The organism is Cryobacterium sp. N21 (genome assembly GCF_002929575.1).
GTDB classification, from domain to species: Bacteria; Actinomycetota; Actinomycetes; order Actinomycetales; family Microbacteriaceae; genus Cryobacterium; species Cryobacterium flavum.
In genome coordinates, this window is record NZ_PJJQ01000028.1 from 106,056 (window position 1) to 132,174 (window position 26,119).

Annotated in this window: 25 protein-coding genes; 13 read left to right on the forward strand and 12 right to left on the reverse strand. The window is 66.3% G+C overall.

The window, feature by feature from the left end; genetic code table 11:
- Window positions 1-58: 58 nt before the first annotated feature.
- From CXY77_RS04785 to CXY77_RS04800, 4 genes are all read right to left on the reverse strand, one after another.
- Window positions 59-877 (reverse strand): SDR family oxidoreductase, encoded by an 819-nt coding sequence (locus CXY77_RS04785; RefSeq protein ID WP_092341204.1) that lies wholly within the window; start codon window positions 875-877, stop codon window positions 59-61.
- 163 nt (window positions 878-1,040) lie between these two features.
- Window positions 1,041-1,838, reverse strand: a complete 798-nt coding sequence (locus CXY77_RS04790; RefSeq protein ID WP_104088247.1) for an LLM class F420-dependent oxidoreductase — start codon at window positions 1,836-1,838, stop codon at window positions 1,041-1,043.
- 155 nt (window positions 1,839-1,993) lie between these two features.
- Window positions 1,994-3,583: a signal recognition particle protein gene (gene ffh, locus CXY77_RS04795; RefSeq protein ID WP_092341206.1), complete on the reverse strand. Its 1,590-nt coding sequence runs from the start codon at window positions 3,581-3,583 to the stop codon at window positions 1,994-1,996.
- 7 nt (window positions 3,584-3,590) lie between these two features.
- On the reverse strand, window positions 3,591-4,190 hold the full coding sequence (locus tag CXY77_RS04800; RefSeq protein WP_092341207.1) for a TetR family transcriptional regulator: 600 nt from the start codon (window positions 4,188-4,190) through the stop codon (window positions 3,591-3,593).
- A gap of 70 nt (window positions 4,191-4,260) precedes the next feature.
- On the opposite strand from CXY77_RS04800, the gene CXY77_RS04805 reads away from it, so the two are divergent.
- Entirely contained in the window at window positions 4,261-5,754 is a 1,494-nt protein-coding gene (locus CXY77_RS04805; RefSeq protein WP_104088249.1) for an MFS transporter, read from the forward strand.
- A 116-nt stretch (window positions 5,755-5,870) separates the two neighbouring features.
- On the opposite strand, the gene CXY77_RS04810 is transcribed toward CXY77_RS04805, so the two are convergent.
- Together CXY77_RS04810 and ftsY are read right to left on the reverse strand one after the other, a co-directional pair.
- Complete coding sequence (locus CXY77_RS04810) at window positions 5,871-6,374, reverse strand: DUF2004 domain-containing protein (protein ID WP_092341209.1); 504 nt, start codon at window positions 6,372-6,374, stop codon at window positions 5,871-5,873.
- A 22-nt stretch (window positions 6,375-6,396) separates the two neighbouring features.
- Entirely contained in the window at window positions 6,397-7,272 is an 876-nt protein-coding gene (gene ftsY / locus CXY77_RS04815; protein WP_104088250.1) for a signal recognition particle-docking protein FtsY, read from the reverse strand.
- Between the two features lie 236 nt (window positions 7,273-7,508).
- Between ftsY and CXY77_RS04820 the strand changes: the two genes are divergently transcribed.
- Genes CXY77_RS04820 through fdxA form a run of 9 tightly spaced genes read left to right on the forward strand, consistent with a single transcriptional unit; the run spans window position 7,509 to window position 16,873 of the window.
- Complete coding sequence (locus tag CXY77_RS04820) at window positions 7,509-9,242, forward strand: nitrite/sulfite reductase (RefSeq protein WP_104088283.1); 1,734 nt, start codon at window positions 7,509-7,511, stop codon at window positions 9,240-9,242.
- Window positions 9,239-10,024: a phosphoadenylyl-sulfate reductase gene (locus CXY77_RS04825; RefSeq protein ID WP_104088252.1), complete on the forward strand. Its 786-nt coding sequence runs from the start codon at window positions 9,239-9,241 to the stop codon at window positions 10,022-10,024. The genes CXY77_RS04820 and CXY77_RS04825 overlap by 4 nt, the downstream gene beginning before the upstream one ends.
- The gene (gene cysD / locus CXY77_RS04830) at window positions 10,006-10,944 is read left to right on the forward strand and encodes a sulfate adenylyltransferase subunit CysD (RefSeq protein ID WP_104088253.1); all 939 of its coding nucleotides are present in this window, start codon (window positions 10,006-10,008) and stop codon (window positions 10,942-10,944) included. The genes CXY77_RS04825 and cysD overlap by 19 nt, the downstream gene beginning before the upstream one ends.
- A complete protein-coding gene (locus tag CXY77_RS04835) occupies window positions 10,944-12,005 on the forward strand; it encodes an ABC transporter substrate-binding protein (RefSeq protein ID WP_104088255.1) in 1,062 nt (353 codons plus the stop codon). Before cysD ends, CXY77_RS04835 begins: the two co-directional genes overlap by 1 nt.
- A 3-nt stretch (window positions 12,006-12,008) precedes the next feature.
- Entirely contained in the window at window positions 12,009-13,436 is a 1,428-nt protein-coding gene (locus tag CXY77_RS04840; RefSeq protein ID WP_104088256.1) for a sulfate adenylyltransferase subunit 1, read from the forward strand.
- The gene (locus CXY77_RS04845) at window positions 13,433-14,218 is read left to right on the forward strand and encodes an ABC transporter ATP-binding protein (RefSeq protein ID WP_233197233.1); all 786 of its coding nucleotides are present in this window, start codon (window positions 13,433-13,435) and stop codon (window positions 14,216-14,218) included. The genes CXY77_RS04840 and CXY77_RS04845 overlap by 4 nt, the downstream gene beginning before the upstream one ends.
- The gene (locus CXY77_RS04850; RefSeq protein WP_104088258.1) at window positions 14,208-15,113 is read left to right on the forward strand and encodes an ABC transporter permease; all 906 of its coding nucleotides are present in this window, start codon (window positions 14,208-14,210) and stop codon (window positions 15,111-15,113) included. The genes CXY77_RS04845 and CXY77_RS04850 overlap by 11 nt, the downstream gene beginning before the upstream one ends.
- A gap of 45 nt (window positions 15,114-15,158) precedes the next feature.
- Window positions 15,159-16,559, forward strand: a complete 1,401-nt coding sequence (locus tag CXY77_RS04855; protein ID WP_104088259.1) for an FAD-dependent oxidoreductase — start codon at window positions 15,159-15,161, stop codon at window positions 16,557-16,559.
- Window positions 16,556-16,873 (forward strand): ferredoxin, encoded by a 318-nt coding sequence (fdxA, locus tag CXY77_RS04860; protein ID WP_104088261.1) that lies wholly within the window; start codon window positions 16,556-16,558, stop codon window positions 16,871-16,873. Before CXY77_RS04855 ends, fdxA begins: the two co-directional genes overlap by 4 nt.
- Before the next feature lie 36 nt (window positions 16,874-16,909).
- Here fdxA and smc read toward each other — a convergent pair whose 3' ends face one another.
- Window positions 16,910-20,479: a chromosome segregation protein SMC gene (gene smc / locus CXY77_RS04865; protein WP_104129768.1), complete on the reverse strand. Its 3,570-nt coding sequence runs from the start codon at window positions 20,477-20,479 to the stop codon at window positions 16,910-16,912.
- 238 nt (window positions 20,480-20,717) lie between these two features.
- On the opposite strand from smc, the gene CXY77_RS04870 reads away from it, so the two are divergent.
- The 3 genes from CXY77_RS04870 (at window position 20,718) to CXY77_RS04880 (ending at window position 22,778) form a co-directional block, all read left to right on the forward strand.
- On the forward strand, window positions 20,718-21,134 hold the full coding sequence (locus CXY77_RS04870; RefSeq protein ID WP_092341218.1) for a GNAT family N-acetyltransferase: 417 nt from the start codon (window positions 20,718-20,720) through the stop codon (window positions 21,132-21,134).
- Window positions 21,135-21,178: 44 nt separating this feature from the next.
- Window positions 21,179-21,820, forward strand: coding sequence for a hypothetical protein (locus CXY77_RS04875; protein ID WP_104088264.1), 642 nt, complete (start codon window positions 21,179-21,181; stop codon window positions 21,818-21,820).
- Between the two features lie 76 nt (window positions 21,821-21,896).
- Complete coding sequence (locus tag CXY77_RS04880) at window positions 21,897-22,778, forward strand: hypothetical protein (protein WP_134505127.1); 882 nt, start codon at window positions 21,897-21,899, stop codon at window positions 22,776-22,778.
- A gap of 54 nt (window positions 22,779-22,832) precedes the next feature.
- On the opposite strand, the gene CXY77_RS04885 is transcribed toward CXY77_RS04880, so the two are convergent.
- From CXY77_RS04885 to CXY77_RS04905, 5 genes are all read right to left on the reverse strand, one after another.
- Window positions 22,833-23,306 carry a GNAT family N-acetyltransferase gene (locus CXY77_RS04885; protein ID WP_092341221.1) on the reverse strand — a complete coding sequence of 158 codons (474 nt, stop codon included), beginning with the start codon at window positions 23,304-23,306 and terminating at the stop codon, window positions 22,833-22,835.
- A gap of 389 nt (window positions 23,307-23,695) precedes the next feature.
- Window positions 23,696-24,607 carry a bifunctional DNA-formamidopyrimidine glycosylase/DNA-(apurinic or apyrimidinic site) lyase gene (gene mutM, locus CXY77_RS04890; protein ID WP_104088266.1) on the reverse strand — a complete coding sequence of 304 codons (912 nt, stop codon included), beginning with the start codon at window positions 24,605-24,607 and terminating at the stop codon, window positions 23,696-23,698.
- A 4-nt stretch (window positions 24,608-24,611) separates the two neighbouring features.
- A complete protein-coding gene (gene rnc, locus CXY77_RS04895) occupies window positions 24,612-25,304 on the reverse strand; it encodes a ribonuclease III (protein WP_104088267.1) in 693 nt (230 codons plus the stop codon).
- Window positions 25,305-25,337: 33 nt separating this feature from the next.
- On the reverse strand, window positions 25,338-25,541 hold the full coding sequence (gene rpmF / locus CXY77_RS04900) for a 50S ribosomal protein L32 (RefSeq protein WP_092108959.1): 204 nt from the start codon (window positions 25,539-25,541) through the stop codon (window positions 25,338-25,340).
- Window positions 25,542-25,543: 2 nt separating this feature from the next.
- Window positions 25,544-26,116, reverse strand: a complete 573-nt coding sequence (locus CXY77_RS04905; protein ID WP_233197234.1) for a DUF177 domain-containing protein — start codon at window positions 26,114-26,116, stop codon at window positions 25,544-25,546.
- Window positions 26,117-26,119: the final 3 nt, after the last annotated feature.

The following is a 26,119-nucleotide window of genomic DNA, read 5'->3' on the forward strand; positions in this document are numbered from 1 at the left end:
TTTCATACGCTTGAAGGTTCCGTCAGCTCACCGTTGAGTGCGCGGTGGTCCTGGAGACTCAGGCACCGTGTGCCTCAATCGACACCGGCTGCCATTCGTTCCACGTGGCCAGTCGTGACTCGTAGTCCTTCGTCGCGATGCCCAGGGGCGCCTTGCCGAAGAAGATGCGCAGTGGCGGCTTCTGTGCATCGACGACCTTGAGAATCGCACCTCTGGTAGCCTTCGGGTCACCGGGATCGTTTGCAGAGGGACGACGCGCCGCCGCCTGTCGCACATCGGCGTACTCCGCCATCTCGTCGCTGCGCGAGGCGGAGGGACCCGACCAATCGGTCGAGAAGCTACCGGGTTCCACCAACGTCACGTTAATGCCGAAGCCCGCGATCTCCTGGGAAAGCGACTGTGAAAAGCCCTCGAGTGCCCACTTCGACGCATGGTAGATACCGACGGTGGGAAAGGCGCTAATACCGCCGATACTCGAGACCTGGATGATGTGACCCGAACCCTGCTTTCGCATGACGGGCACCGCCGCCTGTGTGATCCAGAGCGCGCCGAACAGGTTCGTCTCGATTTGAGCTCGGGCCTCGTCTTCGGTCAACTCTTCAACCATGCCGAAGTGACCGAACCCAGCGTTATTGACGACGATATCGAGCTGGCCGAAGTGCTCGGCCGCCTCTTGCACGGCCGCGAAATCCGCGTCCCGGTCCGTGACGTCGAGCCGCATCGGCAAAAAAGTATTCGGGTACTTCTCAACGAGAGCATCGAGAGTTTCCAATTTTCGTGCGGTGCCTGCAACGCTGTCGCCACGTTCTAACGCAGCTTCCGTCCACTGGCGGCCAAACCCCTTGGACGCGCCAGTAATAAACCAAGTCTTGCTCATGGGTATATTCCTTTCAATTGGCTGACCTACACGGATAACGTTCGACGAGGGCAAAGACTTCCCGCCGGCACGGGGCGTCCGCTGTCGCTCACGCGCTCCGACCGCTTTACTGGTTGCGAACCTACAACGCCCGACGTTGGTCCAGCTTCTGGGCCGAGTCGAATCAGGCGTTCTTGCTGTCGCGCCAGGCCAGCCAGTCGGTCGCCGGGCCGAGGTCGTAGTCGGGGCCGGTGATGCCGACCGTGAACAGGCGGGTGCCGAGGTCATAGAGCGCGTTGGCGTCTTCCACCGTGCGCCCCCGCAGTTCCGTGGAGATCTCGATTTCGCTGATATCGCGGCCGACCTCGTCGCACCAGGCGCCGAGCACGCCGAGCTTGTGCTCGAGCACTTCGGGGTTCGAGAACGAGTGCCAGATGTCGGCGTGCTGGGCGACGATGCGCAGGGTTTTCTTCTCGCCGCCACCGCCGATGAGCACCGGGATATCGCGGGTGGGCAATGGGTTGAGCTTGGCCCAGCGGGCCTCGATGCGGTTCAGGCTGTCGTCGAGCGCGTTCAGGCGGGTGCCTGGGGTGCCGAACTCGTAGCCGTACTCCTGGTAGTCGCGTTCGAACCAGCCGGCGCCGGTACCGAAGATGAAGCGTCCGCCGCTGATGTGGTCGATCGTGCGGGCCATGTCCGCCTGCAGGTCGGCGTTGCGATAGCTGTTGCAGTTGACCAGGGCACCGAATTCGAGGGTCGTGGTCTGCTCGGCCCAGGCGGCAAGGATGGTCCATGATTCGAAGTGCAGGCCGTCGGGTTCGCCGGTGAGCGGAAAGAAGTGGTCCCAGTTGAAGGCGATGTCGGCGCCGAGCGCCTCCACTTCAGTGAGCGTGTCACGAATTTTGGAGTACTGGGCGTGCTGCGGGGCGATCTGTACGCCCAGGCGCATGCTGCGGTTCGTCTGGTTCGTCGTCGAAGTCATGGTTCAAGCCTAGGACCGGGCCCAGTGCTGGTCGCGACGCCCGGCGCCGAATTCAGCGCGGGTTCCCAGCCTTTCGCGGGCCCACCCTATGGCCACGGGCCCAGTTTATAAGCTGGGCCCGTGGACGGGGCCTGGGCCCCGTCCACGAGCGGATGCTACCGGCCGAGCATTTTCTGAAGCGCGGCCATTTCCTCTTCCGTCGGCCCGCCTGCTTTACCCTTGCCGGGCTGGGCGCCGGAGCCGAGGCCGAAGCCGGAACCGACGGCATCCGCTTTGACGGATTCTCCGGTCGATTTGACGCCCGAGGCGATCGCGGCGTTCTCGGCGGCCCGTTTGGCCGGGTTGCCCGACTTGGAGCCCTTCTTCTTGGCCACCTGCTTGGGCTTGCCGCCGTAGCCGGCGCCGGGGATCGGGCCCATTCCGGGAATGTTGGGCATGCCGCCCCTGGCGACGGTTTTCATCATCTTGGCGGCCTGCTCGAAGCGCTGCACGAGCTGGTTGACCTCGGTGACGCTCGAGCCCGATCCGCGCGCGATGCGCAGGCGGCGGGAGCCGTTGAGCAGCTTCGGCGTGGTGCGTTCGAGCTTGGTCATCGACTGGATGATGGCCTCGGTGCGCACGATCTCGCGCTCGTCGAAGTTTTCGAGCTGCGCCTTCATGGCACCGGCGCCGGGGAGCATGCTCATCATCTTCTTGATCGAACCCATGTTGCGCAGCTGCTGCATCTGGCCGAGGAAGTCGTCGAGGGTGAAGGTGTCGGTCGCGAATTTCTCGGCGACCTTGCGGGCCTCGTCCTCGTCGAACGCGCCCTGCGCCTGCTCGATCAGGGTGAGGATGTCACCGAGGTCGAGGATACGACCGGCCATGCGGTCGGGGTGGAACGGCTCGAAGTCGTCGAGTCCCTCACCGGTCGAGGCGAACATGATCGGGCGGCCGGTGAGCGACGCGACCGAGAGGGCCGCGCCACCGCGGGCGTCACCGTCGAGCTTGGTCAGCACGACACCGGTGAAGTCGACACCGTCCTGGAAGGCCTTCGCCGTGGCGACGGCGTCCTGGCCGATCATGGCGTCGATGACGAAGAGCACCTCGTCGGGATCGATCGCCTTGCGGATATTTGCGGCCTGCTTCATGAGCTCGGCGTCGACGCCGAGGCGTCCCGCGGTGTCCACGATGACCACGTCGTGCACCTTCTGCAGGGCGTACTTCACGCCGTCGCGGGCCACCTTGACCGGGTCGCCGACGCCGTTGCCGGGCTCGGGCGCGTACACGGCGACGCCGGCCTGCTTCGCGACGACTTCCAGCTGCGTGACGGCGTTGGGGCGTTGCAGGTCGGCGGCGACGAGCAGCGGGGTGTGGCCGTCTTTGGCGAGCCACTTGGCGAGCTTGCCGGCGAGGGTGGTCTTACCGGCACCCTGCAGGCCCGCGAGCATGATGATGGTCGGCGGCTTCTTGGCGAATTCGAGCCGACGCTGTTGGCCACCGAGAATCGTGATGAGCTCGTCGTTGACGATCTGCACGACCTGCTGGGCCGGGTTCAGGGCCTTGCTGACCTCGTCGCCGAGGGCGCGCTCGCGCACCTTGCCGGTGAAGTCCTTGACGACCTCGAGGGCCACGTCGGCGTCGAGCAGGGCGCGACGGATCTCGCGGACTGTGCCATCGACATCCGCTGCGCTGAGCTTGCCCTTGGTGCGGAGGTTTTTGAACGTCTCGGCAAGACGATCTGAGAGGTTTCCAAAAGTTGCCATGATGGTGTCAGTTTATCGGCCGAATTGCACTCGGTGCGATCAGGCGCTCGACCGCGCGGATGACGTTGGTGCGGCGGCCCGCCATGGCTGCCGGGTCGGGAATGCCGCCGGGGGCCGGGGAAGCGCCAGGCTCGTGCACCCAGGCCGAGGCGATACCGAAGATGAGCGTCATGAGCTCAACCGGGTCCCACGCAGCGTCGACCCGTCCCGCCTCCTGCGCCAAGCGGATGCGGCGCACCTGCTCGTCGCGATAGCCGAGCATGACTTCGAGGGCCGGCCGCCATGTGCCGTCGGATTCGAGCCGCGCCCAGTCGATCATGCGCAGGTGGTCGCCGTGCAGCACCGCATGGTCGAAGAGCGCGCCGGCGAAGGCCGGCACATCGTGGTCGGTGAGTACGGCGTCGCTCGCGAACTCACGGAGGTTCAGTTCCAGCACCTCGAGGAACAACCGTTCCTTGTTGGAGTAGTAGGCGTACAAGCGCTCCTTGCTCGCCGACGCACGCTTCGCGATGCGATCGATGCGCGCCCCGGCGAGGCCGTAGGCGGCGAATTCCGTGCGTGCCGCCTCAAGAATCCGGGTCTGGGGGTCTGCTCCGTCGCGTGCCATATCTCGATCATAGCGAAATATTCACTCAAAACGAACTGGTTCGTTCGGTTTGCGCGATAGAGTCGGTCCCATGCCCGGTATCAGCACAAATCAGTCCAGTTCCGCTCCGCCCGCGTCGAGGGCCACCGCGCCCCACCCCAGAAAGTGGCTGCTGCTCGCCATCGTGGCGCTCGCCCAGCTCACCGTGGTGCTCGATGGCACGATCGTGAATATCGCGCTCCCCCAAGCGCAGGAAGCGCTCGGCATGAGCGACGGCGACCGCACCTGGGTCGTCACCCTGTACTCGCTCGTGTTCGGCGCCCTTCTGCTGCTCGGCGGGCGCATCGCCGACTTCTGGGGACGCAAGCGCTCCTTCATCGTGGGCATGGCCGGGTTCGCCATCGCCTCCGCCCTCGGCGGTGCCGCCCAGAGCACCTGGGAGCTACTCGCCGCCCGCGGTCTGCAGGGACTGTTCGCCGCGCTGCTCGCACCGGCGTCGCTCGCCCTGCTCACGGTGAACTTTCCCGGCGGCAAGGACCGCATCAAGGCATTCGCCGTCTATGGCGCAATCGCCGGCGGCGGCGCGGCCGTCGGCCTCATTCTCGGCGGCGTGCTGACCGAGTATGCGAGCTGGCGCTGGTGCCTCTACGTGAACGTACCGATCGCCATCGTGGCCATCGCGGCCGCGATCCCGGTCATTGGCGAGAGCAAAGCGCACGGCAACACGCGGTATGACGTGCCGGGGGCTGTTCTCGTGGCACTCGGCCTGGGATCCCTGGTTTTCGGCTTCGCGCAGGCTGAGAACGGGTGGGGCACGTGGCCCGTGCTCGTCTGCCTCCCGCTGGGACTCGTGCTGCTGGGACTGTTCGTGCTGGTGGAAAGCCGGTCTAATCATCCGCTGCTGCCGCTTCGCGTTATGGCGAACAAGGTGCGCGGCGGCGCCTTTCTCACCGCGCTGCTCTCGGGCGCGGCGCTGCTCGGCGGGCTGCTCTTTCTCACGCTCTACTTTCAGATCGTGCTGGGCTACACCCCGATCCAGTCGGGCCTTGCTTCGCTGCCGATGACCGTGACGATCATGATCGGTGCCGGCGTGCTGTCGAAGTTTCTGGCCAGCACCGGAGTGCGCATTCCGATGACCGTCGGACCGGTCGTCGGCGCGGCCGGGTTGCTCTGGCTGACCGGCATCACGGTGGGCGGCAACTATACACTCGAGGTGCTGCCCGGGCTGATCCTGCTCGGTGCCGGCCTCGCGATGATCTTCGTGCCACTGCAGAACGTGGCACTGTCGGGAATCGTCGACCACGACGCCGGGGCTGCGAGCGCGGCAGTGACGGCCATGCAGCAGATCGGCGGATCGCTCGGAACGGCCCTGTTCACCGCGCTGTACACCGCAGCCGTCAGCTCGTATCTGGCCGATAAGGAACCGTCACAGGCCGCGCAGTTCGGCGCCCTCGTGAGCGGATACCAGTCCGCCTTCCTGTGGGCGGCCATCATCATCTTCGCGGCGGCGCCGATTGCGTTCTTCCTGGTGCGCCCGCGCAAGGAGGACCTGCTCGGCGCGGGATCTGCGGTGCACCTGGGGTAGCCGTCCGGGGCTCCGGGCCCACCTTCCAGCCACGGGCCCAGTTTATAAGCTGGGCCCAGGGACGGGGCCCGGGCCCCGTCCCTGAAGGACCCGGCCATAAAGCACCTCGTGCAGGGTCAGCTGTCGAGGGCTACCAGAACCGTGTCGCCGTGCACGTCGATCGTCACGACCAGCAGGCCGTCGGTGTCGTCGGGGCTGATGGCGTACTCGAGCACCGCGAAGTGCGCCTCGCTGCCGTTGTGGTGCGGGTGAAAGCCGATGCGCTGCAGGCGCAGTGAGCGCAGAAAGTCGATCTGCTGGTCGCCGGAATCCCAGATGATGGCGTTCTCAATCGCCTCCTGGTCCATCTCGTCGAGCTGCTCGGCGATGTATTGGCTGGTCACCGACACCTCAGCCGACAGGTCGGCTACCAGGGACTCGCGCACCTGCGAGTCGAGGTCCTCCATGGCGCCGATCATGGCTGCGGCAATATCAAGAGCCTCGGCGGTCACCGATTCTTCATCGGGCGAGCTGAGATCGATTTCGACGCTCTGGTCACCGAGTTCCGCCGACTCCGACCAGTAGACCTCGCCCTCGTCTTCGTCGCCGAGAATTCCGAAGAAATCGTGTTCGATGCTCATATCGCTCCCTTAATATTATCCATCAGCCGACGAGTTTCTGCGCGAAGACGTGCGGGGTGAACCCGGTGAGGTCGTTGATGCCCTCACCCTGCCCGACGAGTTTGATCGGGATGCCCGTTTTCTCCTGCACGGCCAGCACGAAGCCGCCGCGGGCTGAGCCGTCAAGCTTGGTCAGCACGAGCCCGGTCACTCCGGCATGTTCGATGAACGCCTCGGCCTGGGCGAGTCCGTTCTGACCGGTCGTGGCGTCGAGCACGAGCAGCACCTCGGCGATCGAGCCCTGCTTCTCGACGACGCGGCGAATCTTGGTGAGCTCGTCCATCAGGCCGCCCTTGGTCTGCAACCGCCCGGCGGTGTCGATGAGCACGATTTCGATGCCCTCATTCTTCGCCTTCTCGACGGTTTGAAAGGCGACGGATGCCGGATCCTGCCCGGTCATCTGCGGCTTGACGATTTGCGCACCGGCGCGTTCGGCCCAGGTCGACAGCTGCTCGACCGCGCCGGCGCGGAACGTGTCGGCGGCCCCGATCACGACGCTGCGACCGTAGGTGCCCAGAAACTTGGCGAACTTGCCGATCGTGGTGGTTTTGCCCACGCCGTTCACCCCGACGACCAGCACGATGGCGGGGCGCTCGGAGAGCGTCAGGGTGGAGTCGAGAACCGAGAGCCGCTCTTCGATATCTTCGCGAAGCATCCGCTGGAGATCTGTCGGGTCTGTCGTGTGGTACTTGGCGACCTTGGCGCGCAAGTCTGCGATGACAGCTTCGGTGACATTCGGGCCGAAGTCGGCCTGCAGCAGGGCATCCTCGAGGTCTTCCCAGGTGTCGGCGTCGATGGTCTTCTTCGCGAACATTCCGCGCAGTGCGCCGGAGAGGGACCAGGGGGTGCGTTCAGCCATGTCCTTAGCCTACGGGGACGGCGACGGCTTGCGCGCGGCGATCGGCTGCCCGGCTAGCGCGCGAAACGTTCCGCGCAACCTGTGTGACGCCGCGTGACAGTGTGTGACAGCACGTGACCGGCTCCCTGCCCCGTATTCGTGCGGCGCAGTAGCGTTGATGTCGTTGCTTCGGATCCCAAAATACCGAGGCGGCACCGCAAACCGAGGGAGTCGACGTGCCGAACGAAACCGAGACGGTGCCCACCGTTGCAGCCGGGGCCGGCAATGCACCAACAGCGATTAAGCTGCCCGCAGCCCGCCCGCCACGGCCCTCAACGCGCCCGAACGGCCAGTGGAAGATCGACGGCACCGAACCGCTCAACGGCAACGAGGTCTGGAAGCAGGTCGACAATGGCCTCGCCGTGCGAGGACGCATCGAACAGATTTACTCCAAGCAGGGTTTCGACTCCATCGACGGCACCGACCTGCACGGCCGTTTTCGCTGGTGGGGCCTGTACACCCAGCGGAAGCCCGGCATCGACGGCGGCAAGACCGCCACTCTCGAACCGGAAGAACTCGAAGACCGCTATTTCATGCTCCGCGTGCGCATCGACGGCGGCCAACTCACCACCGAGCAGACTCGGGTCATCGGCGAGGTCTCGCGCGACTTCGGACGCGATACCGCCGACATCACCGACCGCCAGAACATTCAGCTGCACTGGATCCAGATCGAGGACATGCCCGAAATCTGGCGCCGCCTCGAAGCCGTCGGCCTCGAAACCACCCAGGCCTGCGGCGACGTGCCGCGCGTGTTCCTCGGCTCCCCCGTGGCCGGCATCGCCGCCGACGAGCTGATCGACCCCACCGAGTCGATCAACGAGCTCGCCCGCAAGTACCTCGGCACCGACGAATTCGCCAACCTGCCGCGCAAGTTCAAGACGGCCATCACAGGCCACCCCAGCCAGGACGTTGTACACGAGATCAACGACATCGGCCTGGTCGCCGTCGAACACCCCGAACTCGGCATCGGCTACGACCTCTGGGTCGGCGGCGCGCTCAGCACCACCCCGCGCCTGGCCGAACGCCTCGGCGCGTTCGTCGCCGAAGACAAGGTGTCCGAGGTCTGGCGGGGCGTCGCCTCCATTTTTCGGGACTACGGCTACCGCCGCCTGCGCGGCAAGGCACGCCTCAAGTTTCTGCTGGCCGAGTGGGGAACCGAGAAATTCCGTCGTATTCTCGAAGACGAATATCTCGGCTACACCCTGCCTGACGGCCCCGCCGCGCCCCGCCCCAAGACCCAAGGCGACCACATCGGCGTGCACAAGCAGAAGGACGGCCGCTTTTACATCGGCGTCGCGCCGTTTGTCGGCCGTGTCTCCGGCCGGACCCTCACGAAGCTCGCCGACCTGCTCGAAGCCCATGGCTCGACCCGCCTGCGCACCACGCCGCACCAGAAAATCGTGGTGCTCGACGTCGCTGAACAGCACGTCGAACCGCTGATCGCGGCGCTCGACGAGATCGGCCTCTCGGCCCGCCCGAGCCTGTTCCGCCGCTCTACCGTCGCCTGCACCGGCATTGAATTCTGCAAGCTCGCCATCGTCGAGACCAAGCAGTCCGCAACGGATGCCATTCTCGAGTTGGAAAAGCGGCTCGCCGGAATCGACGCCCCGCACCCGATCACCCTGCACGTGAACGGATGCCCCAACTCCTGCGCCCGCATCCAGACCGCGGACATCGGGCTCAAGGGACAGCTGCTGCCGGACGGCAACGGCGGCTCCACCCCCGGCTTCCAGGTGCACCTCGGCGGCGGACTCGCCTCGGTGGATCGGGACGAAGCCGGCCTCGGTCGCACTGTACGCGGCCTCAAGGTCACCGCGGAGGACCTGGCCGACTACGTCGAACGCCTCGTGCGTCGTTTTCTGGATGCCCGCAGCACGGACGAAACTTTTGCCCAGTGGGCGCACCGCGCCGACGAGGAGGAGCTCAAATGAGCGCCATCAACCTGAACGCGCGCGCCGCGGCATCCGCTGCGCCGGCACGCGAACTTCCCGCGCGCCGCCCGGCCGCCGAGCTGGAGGCCTTGGCCGAAGCCGGCTCGGCCGAACTCGCTGCCGCCGCAGCAGCCAACGGCCGCGAGGCCACCGCCGCCGAGGTCGTCGCCTGGGTCACCCGCAATTTCGGCGCCGACTCCGTGGCTGTCGCCTGCTCCATGGCCGACGCCGTGCTGCCCGAGATCGTGTCGAAGCAGCTGCCGGGCGTCGACGTGCTCTTTCTCGACACCGGCTACCACTTCGCTGAAACCTATGAAACCCGCGACGCGGTCGCCGCCGCCCTGCCGGTCACCGTCGTTGACGTACTGCCGCTCACGACCGTGCCGGAGCAGGATGCCCTGCACGGCGCCGAATTGTTCGCCCGCGACCCCAACGCCTGCTGCGCGATGCGCAAGGTCGAACCGTTGCAGCGTTCGCTCGGCGGTTACGAGCTGTGGTTCACCGGTGTGCGCCGCGACGAAGCCCCCACTCGCGCCAACACGCCGCTGGTGACCTGGGACGAACGCAACGGCCTGGTCAAGGTCAACCCGGTCGCCGCCTGGAGCTACGACGAGCTGATGGACTACGCCACCCTGAATCACGTTCCGGTTAACGTGCTGCTTTCCCAGGGCTACCCCTCTATTGGATGCGCCCCCTGCACCCAGCCCGTCGCGGCGGGCGCTGACCCCCGTTCCGGCCGCTGGGCCACCCTCGAGAAGACAGAATGCGGGCTCCACCTGTGACGATCACGCCAGTTTCACCACCAGCCCACCGTCTCTCCGAACTCGACGTGCTCGAGAGCGAAGCGATCCACATCATTCGCGAGGTCGTCGCCGAGTTCGAACGCCCCGTGCTCATGTTCAGTGGCGGCAAGGACTCCGTCGTGGTGCTGCACCTGGCCGCTAAGGCGTTCTGGCCGGGCAAGATCCCGTTCACACTGCTGCACGTGGACACCGGCCACAACTTTCCCGAGGTTCTCCAGTTTCGCGACCAGACCGTCGCCGCCCACGGCGTGCGCCTGACGGTCGCCAAGGTGCAGGACTACATCGATGACGGCCGCCTGGTGGAGCGTGCTGACGGCACCCGCAACCCGCTGCAGACCCTGCCGCTGCTCGACGCGATCGCCGCCGGCCGGCACGACACCGTCTTCGGCGGCGCCCGCCGCGACGAGGACAAGGCCCGAGCCAAGGAGCGCATCCTCTCGCTGCGCGACGAATTCGGCCAGTGGGACCCGCGCAACCAGCGCCCCGAACTGTGGAACCTCTACAACGGACGCCACACCGTCGGCCAGCACGTGCGCGCCTTCCCGATCAGCAACTGGACCGAACTCAACGTCTGGCGTTACATCGAACGCGAGAACATCGAGCTGCCCCCGCTGTACTACGCGCATGAACGTGAGGTCTACCGCCGCGACAACATGTGGCGTTCGGTCAGCCCGGTCAGCCTGCCCCGCGCCGACGAAATCGTCGAGACACGCACGGTGCGGTACCGAACGGTGGGCGATATGAGCTGCACCGGCGCGGTCGACTCGAGTGCGGCATCCGTCGCCGATGTCGTGCGCGAGGTCGGCGTGAGCACAATCACCGAACGAGGCGCCACCCGCGCCGACGACCGCATCTCTGAGGCCGCCATGGAAGACCGCAAGAAGGAAGGATACTTCTAATGAAGAATTCGCTACGTCTGGGCGCTCTCATGCTCGGAACCACCCTTCTTCTAAGCGGATGCGCGACCTCGGTCAGCGCCGAGCCCGCCACCGACCAGGGACCAGCCACCGAACTGCGCCTCGGCTACTTCGACAACGTCACCCACGCCGCCGCGCTCGTGGGCCTGCAGAACGGCTTCTTCGAGGACGCCCTCGGCGATACCACGCTGAGCACCCAGATCTTCAGCGCCGGGCCGTCTGCCGTTGAGGCCCTGAGCGCCGGTGCGATCGACGCCGCCTACATCGGTCCGAGTCCGGCCGTGAACACCTTTGTGCAGAGCGGCGGCCAGTCGGCGGTCATCGTGGCCGGAGCCGCGAGCGGCGGGGCAGCGCTCGTCGTGCGCGACGGCATTGACACCCCGGCCGACCTCGCCGGCACCACCATCGCCACGCCCCAGCTCGGCAACACCCAGGATGTGGCCCTACGCTCCTGGCTGGGCGACGAGGGCTATGAGACCAGCACGATTGGCGGCGGCGACGTCACCGTCTCACCCGGCGACAATGCGCAAACCCTGACCCTGTTTCAAAGCGGCAAGATCGACGGCGCCTGGCTACCCGAACCGTGGGTGTCCCGGCTCGTCCTGGAAGGCGGCGGCCACGTTCTCGTGAACGAAGCCGACCTGTGGGACAACGGCGACTTTCCGACCACCGTGCTCCTCGTGCGTAAGGCCTTTCTCGAGGAGCATCCCGACACCGTGAGCGCCCTGCTCCAGGGGCACGTCACCGCCGTGGACTGGCTCACCCAGAACCCGGCCGACGCGGCAGCCACGATCAACACGAAGCTCAAGGCCGACACCGGCAAGGCACTCGCCGACGACGTTCTGACCCGGGCCCTGACCGAAGTGAAATTCAATGTCGACCCGCTGGCCTCGACCTTTCCGGTCTCGCTCGCCGAGGCGGTCAAGGCCGGCCTCGGCAAGGACGGCGACCTGGACGGCCTGTTCAACGTGGCACTGCTCAACGCAGTGCTGGTGAAACATGCAGAAGAACCGGTCTCGGCCGGCGGATTGGGAACGGAATAACAGATGACCCTCACCATTGACACCCAAGCGAAAGCCGAAGAAACCGCCGTCGCCGAGCCCGTTGGCACCCTGTTTCGCTTCGCGACGGCCGGTTCGGTCGACGACGGCAAGTCCACCCTGGTGGGCCGCCTGCTGCACGACTCGAAAGCCATCCTCGCCGACCAGCTCGAAGCGGTCACCCGCACCTCCACCGAGCGCGGCTTCGGCGGGATAGGCGGCGGCATCGACTTCGCCCTGCTGACCGACGGCCTGCGGGCCGAACGCGAACAGGGCATCACCATCGACGTGGCCTACCGCTATTTCGCCACGCCCGCCCGGTCCTTCATCCTCGCCGACTGCCCCGGCCACGTACAGTACACCCGCAACATGGTCACCGGCGCCACCACAGCGGATGCCGTCATCATGCTCATCGACGCCCGTAAGGGGGTGCTCGAGCAGACCCGTCGACACCTCAGCGTCGTCGCCCTGCTGCGCGTGCCGCACGTGATCGTCGCGGTCAACAAGATCGACCTGCTGGACTACAACGAAGCGGCCTACCGTGAGGTGGAGGCATCCGTTCGTCTCGTCACCACCGAACTCGGCCTCGGTTCTGACTCACGTGCAGAAGTTCATGTGATTCCAGTGTCGGCCCTGGTCGGCGACAACGTCGTCGACCGCTCCGAGCGCACCCCCTGGTATGCCGGACCGAGCCTGCTCGAACTGCTCGAAACCCTCACGGTGATCGACGATCTGGACGAGCGCGGCCAAACCACCGAGGCGTTCCGCCTGCCGGTACAGCTCGTGCTGCGGCCTCAGGGCGCGGTCGTCGTCGCCCCCGAGCTCGCCGACTCGTACCGTGACTATCGGGCCTATGCCGGGCAGGTGGCGAGCGGCAGCATCAAGGTCGGCGACACCGTGAGTGTTGAGCCGGGCGGCGGCACCAGCACCGTCACCGGAATCGATTTCGCCGGGGTCGCTCTCGACGAGGCCTTCGCACCGCAATCGATCGCGCTGCGCCTGGCCGACGACCTCGACATTGCCCGTGGCGCGGTGATTGCCGCCGCCGGCAGCCTGCCGCCGGTGACCCGCACCCTCTCGGCCGACCTGTTCTGGCTCGACCCGCGCCCGCTCGCACCGGGCGCCCGCGTGCTCGTGAAGTTCGGTACGACCGTCATGCAGGCCCTGATCAGCGAGGTCACCGGTCGGCTCGACCTGACGACGCTCGGCGCCCAACCGGCCACGAGCCTGGCCGTGAACGATATCGGGCAGGCGAGCATCCGCTTGTCGCGCGATCTGCCGGTGGAACCCTACGCGCAGAACCGCCGCTCCGGCGCGTTCCTGGTGATTCACCCGCAGGACGGCGCGACCCTTGCGGCCGGCATCGTCACCGCTCCCGGCGAGCCGACGCGTGCGGGCGATGGTTCGGGCGCAGGGTCGGAAGTGTCACCGTGAGTTCGCTCACGAACGTTGCCGTGGCGCCGACTGCCACGGCGCTCGAGCCGGCCGCCATCACGGTCGATGCTCTCGGCAAGCGCTACGGCACCGGCCCGCTCGTGCTCGACAACATCAACCTGTCGATCGAGCCCGGCCAGTTCGTCTGTCTGCTCGGGGCAAGCGGATGCGGCAAGTCCACGCTGCTGAACATCATCGCCGGCCTGGAGAAACCGACCGAGGGCGCCGTCACCGTGGCGAGCGGCAAGGCCGCCGTCATGTTCCAGGACGCAGCACTGTTCCCCTGGCTGACCGCCGGCCGCAACGTTGAACTCGCCCTCAAGCTGGGCGGGGTCCCCCGCAAGGACCGCCGCGGCGAGGCCCTCGAGCTGCTCGACCTGGTCAACCTGGCCGATGCCGCCGACAAGCGCCCGCACGAACTCTCCGGAGGTATGCGGCAGCGCGTTGCGCTGGCCCGTTCGCTGGCACAGGACCGCAAGGTACTACTGATGGACGAACCGTTCGCCGCCCTCGACGCCATCACCCGCGACCTGCTGCACGAGGAGATGGAACGGGTCTGGCGGCAGACCGGCCGCACCATCGTGTTCGTCACCCACAACGTGCGGGAGGCCGCCCGGCTGGGCGAACGCATCCTGCTGATGTCCTCCCGCCCCGGCCGCATCGTCAACGAGTGGACCATCACCGACACCGGCTCACGCCGCATCGAATCCCCCGAAGTCGCCCGGCTGAGCGACGAAATCACCGACCAGTTGCGACAGGAGATCCGCCGCAATGCCGCTTGACACCCGTACCGCAACGGCCCCCGACCCGAGCCACGACGAACTGCGTCGCCTCGAAGCCGGATTGGATTCATTGCAGGCCGTCCCCGAAACCCCGCGCGGTGCCGTTCGACGCACCGTCGACGGTGTGCTGCCGCCCATTCTGCTGCTCATCGGACTCGCCCTGGCCTGGCAGGTCTACATTCTCATCGTCAAACCGCGCCCCGACCTGATCCCCGGACCCCTCGATGTGTTCGGCGCCCTGGTGAGCGCCTGGAACAGTGACCGCCTGCAGCTCGCGGTGACGACGAGCCTCGAACGCGGCGGGCTCGGCTTTATCATCGCCGTAGCCATCGGCACCCCGATCGGATTGCTGCTGGCCGAATGCCGACCGGTGCGACGAGCGCTCGGTCCGCTGTTGTCGGGCCTGCAGGTGCTGCCCTCCGTCGCCTGGGTGCCCGCCGCAATCATCTGGTTCGGCCTCAGCGACGCCACCGTGTACTTCGTGATCCTGATGGGCGCTGTGCCGTCCATCGCCAATGGGCTCGTCTCCGGCGTCGACCAGATTCCCCCGCAGCTGCGCCGCGTTGGCACGGTCCTCGGCGCCTCGCGCCTGCAAATGGCGACCCTCGTAGTGCTGCCGGCGGCCCTGCCGGGCTACTTCTCCGGTCTCAAACAGGGCTGGGCCTTTGCCTGGCGCTCCCTCATGGCCGCGGAGATCATCGTGATCGGCGGCGACATCGGGTTCGGTCTCGGGTCGATGCTGCACCAGAGCCGCGAGCTCGCCGACCTGTCCGGCGTACTTGCCACGATCCTGGTGATCCTCTTCGTCGGCATCCTGGTCGAACTCGTCATCTTCGCGCCGATCGAGCGCCGATTGCTGCGTCGCCGCGGACTCATGGCCGCCGGCCTGCGTTGACCTGCGCGCATCCTTTGTCCTTGTCCCTTGTTTGAAAGGCCCGTTATGACCCCCGCTCCCTCTGCCCTGCGCGTTGCCATCATCGGCGCCGGCCCGGCCGGCATCTACGCCGGCAACATTCTCAACCGGCTCGTGCTGGAGGCCGGCCACGAGGTGGCCATCGACCTGTTCGATTCGCTGCCGGCCCCGTACGGTCTGATTCGCTATGGCGTCGCCCCCGATCACCCGCGCATCAAGGGCATCGTGAAGTCGCTGCAGGAGATGCTCGACGCAGGCATCATTCGTTTCATCGGCAACGTGACCTACGGCACCGACCTGACCCTGGCCGAGCTGCGCGAGCACTACCACGCGGTCATCTTCGCCACCGGGGCCATTCTCGACGCACCGCTCGTCATTCCCGGCATCGACCTGCCCGGCTCGTTCGGCGCCGCCGACTTCGTCTCCTGGTACGACGGCCACCCCGACGTTCCGCTGGACTGGCCGCTCGACGCGACCGATGTCGCCGTCATCGGCAATGGCAACGTGGCCCTCGACGTGGCGCGCATTCTGGCCAAGCCCGCCGACGATCTGCTCACCACCGACATCCCGGCCTCGGTCTACGCCGGGCTGGCCGGCTCGCCGGTCACCGACGTGCACGTGTTCGGCCGCCGCGGGCCGTCGCAGGTGAAATTCACGCCGATCGAGCTGCGCGAGCTCGCCGATATTCCCGATGTCGACCTCGTGGTCTACGCCGAGGACTTCGCTCCCGACTCGCACAGCGAGCATCTCGTCGCGAGCAACAACCAGGTCAAGATCATGACCCGCACGCTGAACGGATGGCTCACCAAGGCTCCGCAGGGCGCCTCACGTCGCCTGCACCTGCACTTTCTGCACGCACCGCGCGAGGTCTACGGCGACGGCCGGGTGGAAGGCATCCGTTTTGAGCGCACCGAACACACCGGAGACGGCGGCGTGCGACCGACCGGCGTCATCGTGGATTACCCGGTACAGGCCGTATATCGCGCAGTCGGCTACCGCGGTAGCGCCCTCACCGAGGTGCCGTTCGACGCCGTGCGCGGCGTTATTCCAAACGACGGCGGCCGCGTGCTCGATGCGGCCGGCGAGCCGATCGACGGCCTCTACGCCACCGGGTGGATCAAGCGCGGCCCGATCGGCCTCATTGGACACACCAAGGGTGATGCCTTGGAGACCATCACCCGGCTCGTCGAAGACGTACCGGCGCTCGTCGCTCGCGACCAGGCGTTCGGCTCGGCGGATACGATTCTGGCGCTGCTCGAGGCGCGCGGCGTGGAATACACGACCTGGGCCGGCTGGCGCACCCTCGACGCGCACGAGCAGTTGCTCGGCGCCCAGGATCTGGTCACTCCCGGCCGGGAGCGCGTCAAGGTGATCTCCCGCGCCGAACAGGTTGCCATCTCCCGCACGGAAGCTTTGCTGACACTATGACCTATGTGATCGCCCTGCCCTGTGTCGATGTGAAAGATCGTGCCTGCATCGACGAATGCCCGGTGGACTGCATTTATGAGGGCGAACGCTCCCTCTATATCCATCCAGACGAGTGCGTCGACTGCGGAGCCTGCGAACCGGTCTGCCCGGTCGAGGCCATCTACTACGAAGACGACCTGCCCGAACAGTGGGCCGACTACTACAAAGCCAACGTCGAATTCTTCGACGACCTCGGCTCCCCGGGCGGCGCCGCCAAGGTCGGCGTGCTCGCCAAGGACCACCCCGTCGTCTCCGCACTGCCGCCGCAGGCGTAGGGCGCCCGCATCGGCAATTACGCGCGCATCCGCGGGTCAACCGACCGCAGCATCGGCCCGTTCGTCCGCGCGGGTGCCGATGCGCTGGCCGACGACAGCACTGACGCCGTCCTGCCGCATGCTCACACCGTAGAGGGCATCCGCTATCTCCATGGTGCGTTTCTGGTGCGTGATCACGATGAGCTGGCTGGTCTCTCGCAGGTCTTCGAAGATGGTGAGCAACCGGCCGAGGTTGGCGTCGTCGAGCGCAGCTTCGACCTCATCCATGATGTAGAACGGGCTCGGACGGGCCTTGAAAATGGCAATCAGCAGCGCGACGGCGGCGAGTGAGCGTTCACCGCCGGAGAGCAGCGACAGCCGTTCGATCTTCTTTCCGGCCGGTTTCACCGACACCTCGATGCCGGACGTGAGCAGGTCGTCGGGGTCGGTGAGCCAGATGCTGCCGCTGCCGCCGGGAAACAGCACCGGGAACACGTCGGCGAAGGCCGCCTGGGTGTCATCGAACGCGGACGAGAAGATGGTCTGCATCTTCTCGTCGATGTCCGCGATGATGGTGAGCAGGTCGCTGCGGGTTTCCGTGAGGTCGGTGAGCTGCTCGGTGAGAAAGCGGTGCCGCTGCTCGAGCGCCGCGAATTCTTCGAGGGCCAGCGGGTTGACCCGCCCGAGTTGACCGAGCTTGCGTTCGGCGGCCGCGAACCGTTTCTGCTGCTCGGCCCGATCAAAGCGGATGCCGCCGGCCGCGCCGCCAGCGAAAACCAGGCCCTCGCTGCCGCTGCCGCTCACGTCGGTGCCATCGGGCGGGATCAGCTGGTCGGGACCATATTCGCCGACGAGCACGTCTTCGGTGAGACCCAGTTCGCTGCCGGCGCGTTCAAGCAGGGCCGCGAGGTGCAGCTTCTTCTCGTAGATCTCGAGTTCGAGTCCGTGCACGTTTTCGGTGATCGAGGCCAGCCGCTCGCGCAACACGTTCTCGCCCTGCCGAAGCTGCTGCAGTTCGGTGTTCTGGCTCGCCCGTTCGGCTTCGGCGCTCGCGAGCTGAATCCGGGCCTCGGCGACGGAGCGGTCGGCCGCGGCGAGCACGGCCGGAAGCGTTTCGGCAACGCGGGAGGCGGCATCCACTTGGCGGCGACGAATGACCGCGCGACGCGCTGCGGCCTCAGCGGCCGTGCGGTCGTCCTCGAGCTGACGGGTGAGTGTTGCGACGCGGTCAGCGCCTGCGCGCACGCGTTCACGGGCGGTTTCCACCTGGAGCCGGTTCTCGACCTCGGTCTCGCGGGCGGCCTCAAGTTCGGTGTACACAGCGTCCCGCAGGGTCGCGTCGAGGATGGGCCGTGGCTGGGACCGGGCAGTGTCGAGTGCAGCGGCTGCCCGCGCCGCGACAGCCTCGGCTTCGGTGCCGGCCGTGCTCGCGAGCTGCAGAGCGGCGGAGACCCGGTCGACGTCGGCGGCGGCGGCATCCGCTTGCACCACGAGTCGTCCGCGACGTTCGGTCACCGTGGCGAGCTGAGTTTCGAAGGCGCGCAGGGCAGCCCGTGCGCTGACCGACTGCTCTTTGTAGGCCTGCAACAGGGTGCGCTGTTCGGAGAACTCACAGCGCACCCGTTCGATCTGCGAGGTGACGGCCGCGAGCCTCTCGGCCGCCACGTCTCGCTCCGCAACGAGTTCGAGCTTGCTCTGTCTGGCGCCGGACCCGCCGCTCACGACCCACGGGCTCAAGACCTCGCCCGCCAGCGTGATGAGCGTGAGACCCTGAGGCAGCTCGGCCGCTCGAGCCACGGCAAGATCGTCGGCGATGACGGTCTGAGCCAGCAGGCCGCGCAGGCCGGCCGGGCCGTCGATGACCGCGTTCGCCCAGCGTATGCCCGACGGCGCACCCAATTCGATGGTCGGCGCCGCGCTGTCGTCGCCGTTGGCCACGATCAGCTCAACCCGCCCGAAGTCGTCGTTTTCGGCCTGAACGAGGGCAGCGAGGGCGGCGTCGCGGTTGTCGGCCAGCACGGCATCGGCAAGAGAGCCGAGGGCGGCGGCGATCGCCGCTTCGAACCCTGGCTGCACCCGCACGTGGTCGGCCACGAGGCCACGGATGCCGGCCAGCTTCGCGCCGAGCAACGCCGAGGAGCCGTCTTTCTGATCGAGCGCGAGGGAGAACGCACCCTGCCGTGCCGCCTGGGCGTCCCGTTCCCGCTCATGGCCGTGCAGCTCGTCGCGCAGACGCTCCACCTCGGCCTCAACACCCTGAACCGCAGCCTGCGCCAGCTCGAATGCCGCGGCCAGCTCGCCGGAGTCCGGTTCACCGGCTGGCGCAGCGGACTGCAACTCGTCAAGTTGCAGCTGCGCCTTCATGCTGCGTTCGGTCGCCGCGTCACGGGCATTCTGCTGCCGCAACTGCTCACCACGTACGGCAGCCAGCCGCGATGCTGCCGTCTCGGATTGCCCGGTCAGGTGGGAGATGTCGAGGTCGTGCCGAGAGACGAGTGCTGCCTGGGCTGCAATATCTTCGTCGACCGCGTCGAGCCTCGACCGGGCTGCCGCGCTCTGCCCTCGTGAGTCGTCCCAGCCGATTTGAGCCATGCCGATGCCCGCACGCAGCTGCTCTACCTCGGCGGCAGCCTCGGCCAGCATGGTGGGGGTGACGCTCGAGACGAGGCCGGTCGACTCGGCCTGCGAACCCAATAATGCCAGCCGCTGGTTGGCTAGGGTGAAGAGCCCGCGTAGTCGTTCCTGCACCGACTCCAGGGCATAGCTGGTGCGGCGTGCCAGGTCGACGGCGTCTCCCACTTGGGCGAGTTCGAGCCGCTGCACCCGTGCCTGTTTCTGCGAAAGCTGCTCCTGCAGCACGACCCGCTCGGTGTGGCGTTCACTCTCGGTGCGATTGTGCGCGTCGAGCGCAGTGCGCAGCGTCACGACATCGTCAGCGAGCAGGCGGGCGCGGGCATCTCGCACGACGGCGGCGATGGTCTGAGCCTCCCGCGCGATTTCGGCCTGGTGTCCGAGCGGTTTGAGCTGGCGGCGAATCTCTCCCGCGAGGTCGCTCAATCGGGTGAGGTTGGTCTGCATGGCGTCGAGCTTGCGCAGGGTTTTTTCTTTGCGGCGGCGGTGTTTGAGAATGCCGGCGGCCTCTTCGATGAAGCCGCGGCGTTCCTCCGGGGTCGCGCGCAGCACGGCGTCGAGCTGGCCCTGCCCGACGATGACGTGCATCTCGCGGCCGAGGCCGGAGTCGCTGAGCAATTCTTGTACGTCGAGCAGCCGGCAGGTGCGCCCGTTGATGGCGTACTCGCTCGCGCCGTTGCGAAAGAGCGTGCGTGAAATGGTGACTTCGGAGTAATCGATCGGCAGGGCGCCGTCGCTGTTGTCGATGGTGAGGATGACCTCGGCCCGGCCGAGCGGACCGCGGGTCGACGTGCCGGCGAAGATGACGTCTTCCATCTTGCCGCCGCGCAAGGTTTTCACGCCCTGCTCCCCCATCACCCAGGCGAGGGCATCGACGACGTTGGACTTGCCCGACCCGTTCGGACCGACGACGCAGGTAACGCCTTGCTCAAAGGCGAACGTCGTCGGCTGGGCAAACGACTTGAACCCCTTGAGGGTGAGGCTCTTCAGATACAACGTGAGACCCTTCCGGTCGGTCGCGGCGAGTACTGGTCTCGGGGCTGATTCAACGGTACCGTGCCCCACCGACACTGGCCGGGACATCCGCTCGTGCCCGGTGTGGCGTACCCAACTGCGGAGAATCCATGGAACACAGCATCCTTTCCGGTGATTTCGGGTCGCAAAGCGAAAATCGCCGCGGTTCTGCACGAATCGACCGCACGCACCCGAGTGGGTCGCACTACTCTGGCATAGCATGACCGACTTCTCGATCGACGAACTCGACATTCCCGCCGGGGCGACCGCGCCCGGCTGGCCCGATTTCGAGGCTGTTGCCGCGCTCCGTAACGAAATCGAAGCGCACGGGTTCGGCACGACCGAACTCAACTATTCGGCTGCTGAGCTGCTGCCGGTGTGGCTCGCCACGAAACACGATCCCAAGCGCATGTTCGTAGCACGCGTCGGCGGTGCTGTCGTCGGCCGGGCCGCCTATGAGACCTTGCAGGGCCCGAACGACGATCATGCCTGGCTGATCGCACAGGTACTGCCGGCCTGGCGCAATCGCGGCATCGGCACCGCCCTCGCCGATCGCGTCGAGCTGCTCGCCGCCACCGAGAATCGGCACGAACTGATCGTCTACACGGTGTCAGCGGATGCCCGGGCGAACGCCTGACCGCCCCGACCGGCTTCGGGTCGGTCCCGCTCGGTAACTCCGAAGTGCGATTTCTCCTCACCCGGGGCTTCCGGCTCGAGCAGGTGGAGCGCGGTAGCCGACTCGCGCTGCCCGCCGACGAGAGCGTGATCCGCCGCTTCCGAGCGGATGCCGCGGCGCACGCCGGCGGCGACTACACCGTGCACTGCTGGAGTGAGGCGACTCCCCCGCCCTGGCGCGACGATCTCGCTCTGCTCTATACGCGCATGAGCACGGATGCCCCTACCGCCGGCCTCGAAGAGCCCGAAGATGTCTGGAGCATCGAGCGGCTGGTCGACGAGGAGACTTCCCGCGTCGGCAGCCCGCGTCGAATGCTCACCGCGGCCGCGCTGCACGACCCGATCGGTCACCTGGTCGCGTTCACCCAGCTGTCGGTGCCGGCCGAAAGTGACTGCTCCGTCGGCCAGGAGGACACGCTCGTGCTGCGCGAGCATCGTGGGAACCGCCTTGGCATGCTGCTGAAAACAGCGAATCTGGAGTATCTCGCGCAAGAGAGCCCCGGGCATCCGTCGGTGACGACATTCAACGCTGAAGAGAACCGGCACATGCTGGCCGTCAACGAGGCGCTCGGTTTTGTACCGATGGGTTACGAGGGCGCCTGGAAACGCGTCGTGCCTCCGCCGGAACCGTCGAATCCCCCCGTTTGAGGCAGTGCTAGCCTTGCGGTTTCAGTCTGAGGGGGTTCTGGTGATTGTACTTACACGGATGAAAGCGATAGGTCCGGTGTCATACCTTATCGTCGGGATGCTCGCGGCGATCGTCGGGCTGCTGCCCTGGCTGGTCACCGGGATGCACCTTCCCATTCAGAATTTGTGGGCCGTCGACTCCGTTCCGGAGGACATGCCGATCGCCCTGCTGCCGTTCAGCCAGTACACCATCACCCTCATCGTCGCCCTGATCGTGACCGGGTCAGCGCTGGCCGGCGGCTTCGCTCGGTTGACGCGCGCGCAGCACCCCCGATTCGCATTCGCCGCGATCATGATCGGAGTGCTGCTCGTGCAGGTCCTTGCCATCATGCAGACCGCAGTCACAGTCGCCAGCGGACTCGCTGAGAGCCCGGCCGCGAAGGTCTACCTGCTCGCTCTGACCCTCGGAACCATTGCTGCCAACGTGATCGGACTGCTTATTCTGGTGCTCATCGCCCGAGCGCCTGCCGCCGGTGCGACGGTGGGCGTGAGCCTGGCCGCTGTCACGGTCAGTGTCTGGCTGGGCGCGCTCATCGCGCATCCGTTCGACTTTGACGTATCGCAAACGGGCAGGGCCCTGCTGAGCGCCACCCGATGGGTTCCGGCCGTCATCGTGGGGCTCGCCGTGGCGTGGTGCGGCCTGGCAACGATTGGCCGGGTGGCTGCGGCGATCGTCAGTTTTCTTGCCCTCTGGATCGGACCTGCACTGTTCACGGCAGTCAGCGCCGCCGCGGGAACTCGTGTGCTTGCTGCCTACCCGGCTGAGATGCTCGATTACGGCGTGCAGGTGTTCTTCAGCGCGCTGGGTGTGAAGGGCGGATCCGCCGCGCTCCTGATCCCAGCGGTCATCGTGATGGTTCTCGGCCTGACTGTGCGCTGGGCGCTGAGGCGACGGCGCCTCCAGGCCGCTCTGGCCTAACGCCCCGGCGACCGCGCCAGCAAGACCATCACGCGACCTCGATTGGTTCAGAGCTCACCCGAACTCGTAGAAGATCAATTCGTCGGACCGGGACACTTCTGTGAACCCGGCTTTCACGAGGACTCCTTGCGATGCATAGTTTTTGAGGTCAGTGTCTGCCTTGATCTGCACGGCTCCATTCCTCAAAGCACACTGAGTCGCGGCGATGAGGGCCTCGGTGGCGAGCCCTCGTCCCCGAACAGATTCCACCAGGCCGTAGCCGATTTCAACCGAACCTTTCACGTCGGGAGGGCCAAAGAACCCGATGCCGCCCACCGCGACATCGCCGTCGTTGATCCGGATTGAATAGAGCGTGAAGATTGCTTCGCCCTCGCGGGATTCGGCGAGGGCTCGGAGTGGATTCAACTCATCGTCCAACGGATAGTCCGCATGCCAGACATCGTCGGGTTCAGGCTTTCGGTAAACAATGCGCTGAGCCTCCCACGGAGTCAGGGGATGCAGCGTCAACCGATCTGTAACGATATCCATGACCGAAGATTGGCAGAGCTGACACCCAGATGCCACTCTCGGGCGGGATACTACGGTCGCGCGGGGGCTGCGCCGCTGCGCGGGAGGCGGAACTCGCACGCACTGGCGCAGGTCCAGCGCGACGCGTTGCGCTGGAGTTCTGGCCAGGCCCGAACTCCCGCGAACTGGCGCAGTCCCCGCGCAGCGCGACGGGGCTCATCCGCTCTGGCGCCGTAGGTCCCGCGCAGCGCGCAGCGCCGAAGGTCCCGCGCAGCGCGAGGCGGTCGAACGGATGCCCGCTGCCCGCGGTCCCGCGCAATGGCGCAGGTCGAGCATTTTGGCGCACCTCCCGCGCCAGACGGTCGAACTCTTGGCCGGGCGGCGAACGCCCGACAACCAACGTGCTACGGCTAGCGCAACCGCTGGCAGCTGGGGCAGAAGTGCGAGCCGCGGTTCATGAACTGCTCGCGCACCAGAAGGGTGCCGCAGCGGGAGCACGGCGTACCCTGCCGGCCATAGGCCTCCAGGCTGTGCGCGAAATACCCGGACTGCCCGTTCACGTTCACGTACTGGGCGTCGAAGCTCGTGCCGCCCTCGGCAAGAGCACGCTCCAGAATGGTACGTACGGCCGCGAACAGCGTCGTCGCCTTGGCGCGCGACAGCGACGCGGCCGGCTGCTCATAGTGGATGCGCGCGGCAAAGAGCGCCTCGTCGGCGTAGATATTGCCGATGCCGCTGATCAGGTTCTGGTCGAGCAGCGCCCGCTTGATGCCGGTGTTCTTGCGCGCGAGGGCCGCCAGAAACATCGGAGACGAGAACGACGGGTCGATCGGGTCGCGAGCAATGTGCGCGACCTGCGCGGGAAGGCGGTGCTGCCACGCGGCATCCGCTGAAAGCAGCCCTGAGTAGCCGCCGGGCAGCCCGTCGCTCGTGGCGAGCATAGCGTCGACGGCCATGCTGCCGAAGATTCGCTGGTCGACGAAATTGACCCACAGCTCGCCGTGGGTCGGGTGTTCCAACGTCAAGCGGATGCGCAACATGCGATCCACCGCCGCGCCCGGCGTGCGCAGCAGCACCTGGCCGCTCATTCCGAGGTGGATGACGAGCGCCCGGCCGCTGTCGAGGGGAAGCCACAAAAACTTGCCGCGGCGAACGGCGGCAAGGATTCGGTGCCCCGTGAGCTGCTCCGTGAACGATTCAGCCGCCGGAACGTGGCGGCGCAGGGAACGCTCGTCGAAGATTTCAACCCCGGTGACCAGGGCCCCGGTGACCGCCGGTTGCAGGCCGGAGCGCACGACCTCGACTTCGGGAAGTTCCGGCACAGGGTTAGAGCGCGTTGAGCTGGTCGATGGCGCCTCGGGCCGCGGCCATTTCAGCGAATTTCTTGCTCGGGCCGACGCCCTGGGCGTTGACGGACGAGCCGATGTCGACGGTCGCGACGAACACCTTGGAGTGATCGGGACCGCTGGCTTCGAGCGTGTAGACGGGAACGCCGACGCCTTTACTCGCGGCGAGTTCCTGCAGGCTCGTCTTCGGGTCCATCAACACACCGAAGTGGCCCGGTTCGGCCAGGAGCGGCTCGATCAGGCGCAACACGAACGCGGTGGCGACGTCGCCACCGGCGTCGAGAAAAGTCGCTCCGATGAGCGCTTCGACGGTGTCGGCCAGAATGGATGCCTTATCGCGCCCGCCGGTGAGGATTTCGCCTCGGCCGAGTCGAATATACTCACCCAAACCCAGGCCGCGAGCGATCTGCGCCAGCGCGGCCGTGGAGACCAGACTGGCCCGGCGCTTGGCCAGGTGGCCCTCATCGAGGTTGGGGTAGGTGCGATAGAGCATCACCGTGACGGCCTGACCCAGAATCGAGTCGCCCAGAAATTCGAGGCGCTCGTTGGTGGGAATTCCGCCGTTTTCGTACGCAAACGACCGGTGGGTCAGAGCAAGCTCCAGAATCACCGGTTCAATCTGCACTCCGAGGGTCGCCAACAGGGGCGACCGCTCGGTATCAGCGTTTTTCATCGACCGATCTCCGGCCCATAGAAAAGCCGCGACTTAAATGTCGGCGACTTTACGGCCCTTGTATTCCATGAACAACGGGGTGCCGGTGGAGTCGGTGACAACCTTGGCGCGGTGCGGCAGGCTGTAGACGACCTTGCCGCCCTCCATGGTCTTCACGAGGGTGGGAGGCGTGGCCTTCCACTGCGCGCGACGCGAGTGGGTGTTGGAACGCGACATCTTGCGCTTCGGAACTGCCATGACTACTTCTCTTCTCTGCTGTCTGAAACATGGATGTCCGCACCCATGTCTTTGTCTGTGGAAGCCGTAAACCCCGCAAGCGCTGACCACCGGGGATCGTAGCGCTCGTCGGAAACGAGTTCGGGTAGTTCGGCAAGCGGTTGTCCGGTCTCACTGTCAAGACCAGGGCAATCCCGCCGGCATACCGGCTGGAACGGAAGTGCTAACACTACCGCGTCCCGGATCAAAGATTCCAAATCGACATGGTCGTCTAGAATCTCAAACTCGAAGGCTTCCTCCTGAGGATAACCGAAAAGCTCGGCAAACTGAACTCGAACCGGCAGGTCGATGTCTTTGAGGCATCGGCCGCACTCTCCGAGCGCCCTTGCATAGACCTCGATGCTCACCAGGATTCCCTCGTGCATCGCCTCGAGGCGCAGCTCGGTCGACAGCGTCGAACCGGCTTTCACGGCCACGAGGCCGGCGCCGAGGTCGTCGGGAACGACAATATCGAGGTGGCGTTCGTGCATGGTGCCCGGGCGGTTGATGAGGTCACGCACGTCGACCGTGTACGGCGTCTTCTTGAACTTAGTCACGGT

What these genes read in the sequence shown, in the direction of transcription:
- CXY77_RS04785 (WP_092341204.1), bottom strand. Translation starts at nt 877, where the DNA reads ATGAGCAAGACTTGGTTTATTACTGGCGCGTCCAAGGGGTTTGGCCGC.
- CXY77_RS04790 (WP_104088247.1), bottom strand. Translation starts at nt 1,838, where the DNA reads ATGACTTCGACGACGAACCAGACGAACCGCAGCATGCGCCTGGGCGTA.
- ffh (WP_092341206.1), bottom strand. Translation starts at nt 3,583, where the DNA reads ATGGCAACTTTTGGAAACCTCTCAGATCGTCTTGCCGAGACGTTCAAA.
- CXY77_RS04800 (WP_092341207.1), bottom strand. Translation starts at nt 4,190, where the DNA reads ATGGCACGCGACGGAGCAGACCCCCAGACCCGGATTCTTGAGGCGGCA.
- CXY77_RS04805 (WP_104088249.1), top strand. Translation starts at nt 4,261, where the DNA reads ATGCCCGGTATCAGCACAAATCAGTCCAGTTCCGCTCCGCCCGCGTCG.
- CXY77_RS04810 (WP_092341209.1), bottom strand. Translation starts at nt 6,374, where the DNA reads ATGAGCATCGAACACGATTTCTTCGGAATTCTCGGCGACGAAGACGAG.
- ftsY (WP_104088250.1), bottom strand. Translation starts at nt 7,272, where the DNA reads ATGGCTGAACGCACCCCCTGGTCCCTCTCCGGCGCACTGCGCGGAATG.
- CXY77_RS04825 (WP_104088252.1), top strand. Translation starts at nt 9,239, where the DNA reads ATGAGCGCCATCAACCTGAACGCGCGCGCCGCGGCATCCGCTGCGCCG.
- cysD (WP_104088253.1), top strand. Translation starts at nt 10,006, where the DNA reads ATGCGGGCTCCACCTGTGACGATCACGCCAGTTTCACCACCAGCCCAC.
- CXY77_RS04835 (WP_104088255.1), top strand. Translation starts at nt 10,944, where the DNA reads ATGAAGAATTCGCTACGTCTGGGCGCTCTCATGCTCGGAACCACCCTT.
- CXY77_RS04840 (WP_104088256.1), top strand. Translation starts at nt 12,009, where the DNA reads ATGACCCTCACCATTGACACCCAAGCGAAAGCCGAAGAAACCGCCGTC.
- CXY77_RS04850 (WP_104088258.1), top strand. Translation starts at nt 14,208, where the DNA reads ATGCCGCTTGACACCCGTACCGCAACGGCCCCCGACCCGAGCCACGAC.
- CXY77_RS04855 (WP_104088259.1), top strand. Translation starts at nt 15,159, where the DNA reads ATGACCCCCGCTCCCTCTGCCCTGCGCGTTGCCATCATCGGCGCCGGC.
- fdxA (WP_104088261.1), top strand. Translation starts at nt 16,556, where the DNA reads ATGACCTATGTGATCGCCCTGCCCTGTGTCGATGTGAAAGATCGTGCC.
- CXY77_RS04870 (WP_092341218.1), top strand. Translation starts at nt 20,718, where the DNA reads ATGACCGACTTCTCGATCGACGAACTCGACATTCCCGCCGGGGCGACC.
- CXY77_RS04885 (WP_092341221.1), bottom strand. Translation starts at nt 23,306, where the DNA reads ATGGATATCGTTACAGATCGGTTGACGCTGCATCCCCTGACTCCGTGG.
- rnc (WP_104088267.1), bottom strand. Translation starts at nt 25,304, where the DNA reads ATGAAAAACGCTGATACCGAGCGGTCGCCCCTGTTGGCGACCCTCGGA.
- rpmF (WP_092108959.1), bottom strand. Translation starts at nt 25,541, where the DNA reads ATGGCAGTTCCGAAGCGCAAGATGTCGCGTTCCAACACCCACTCGCGT.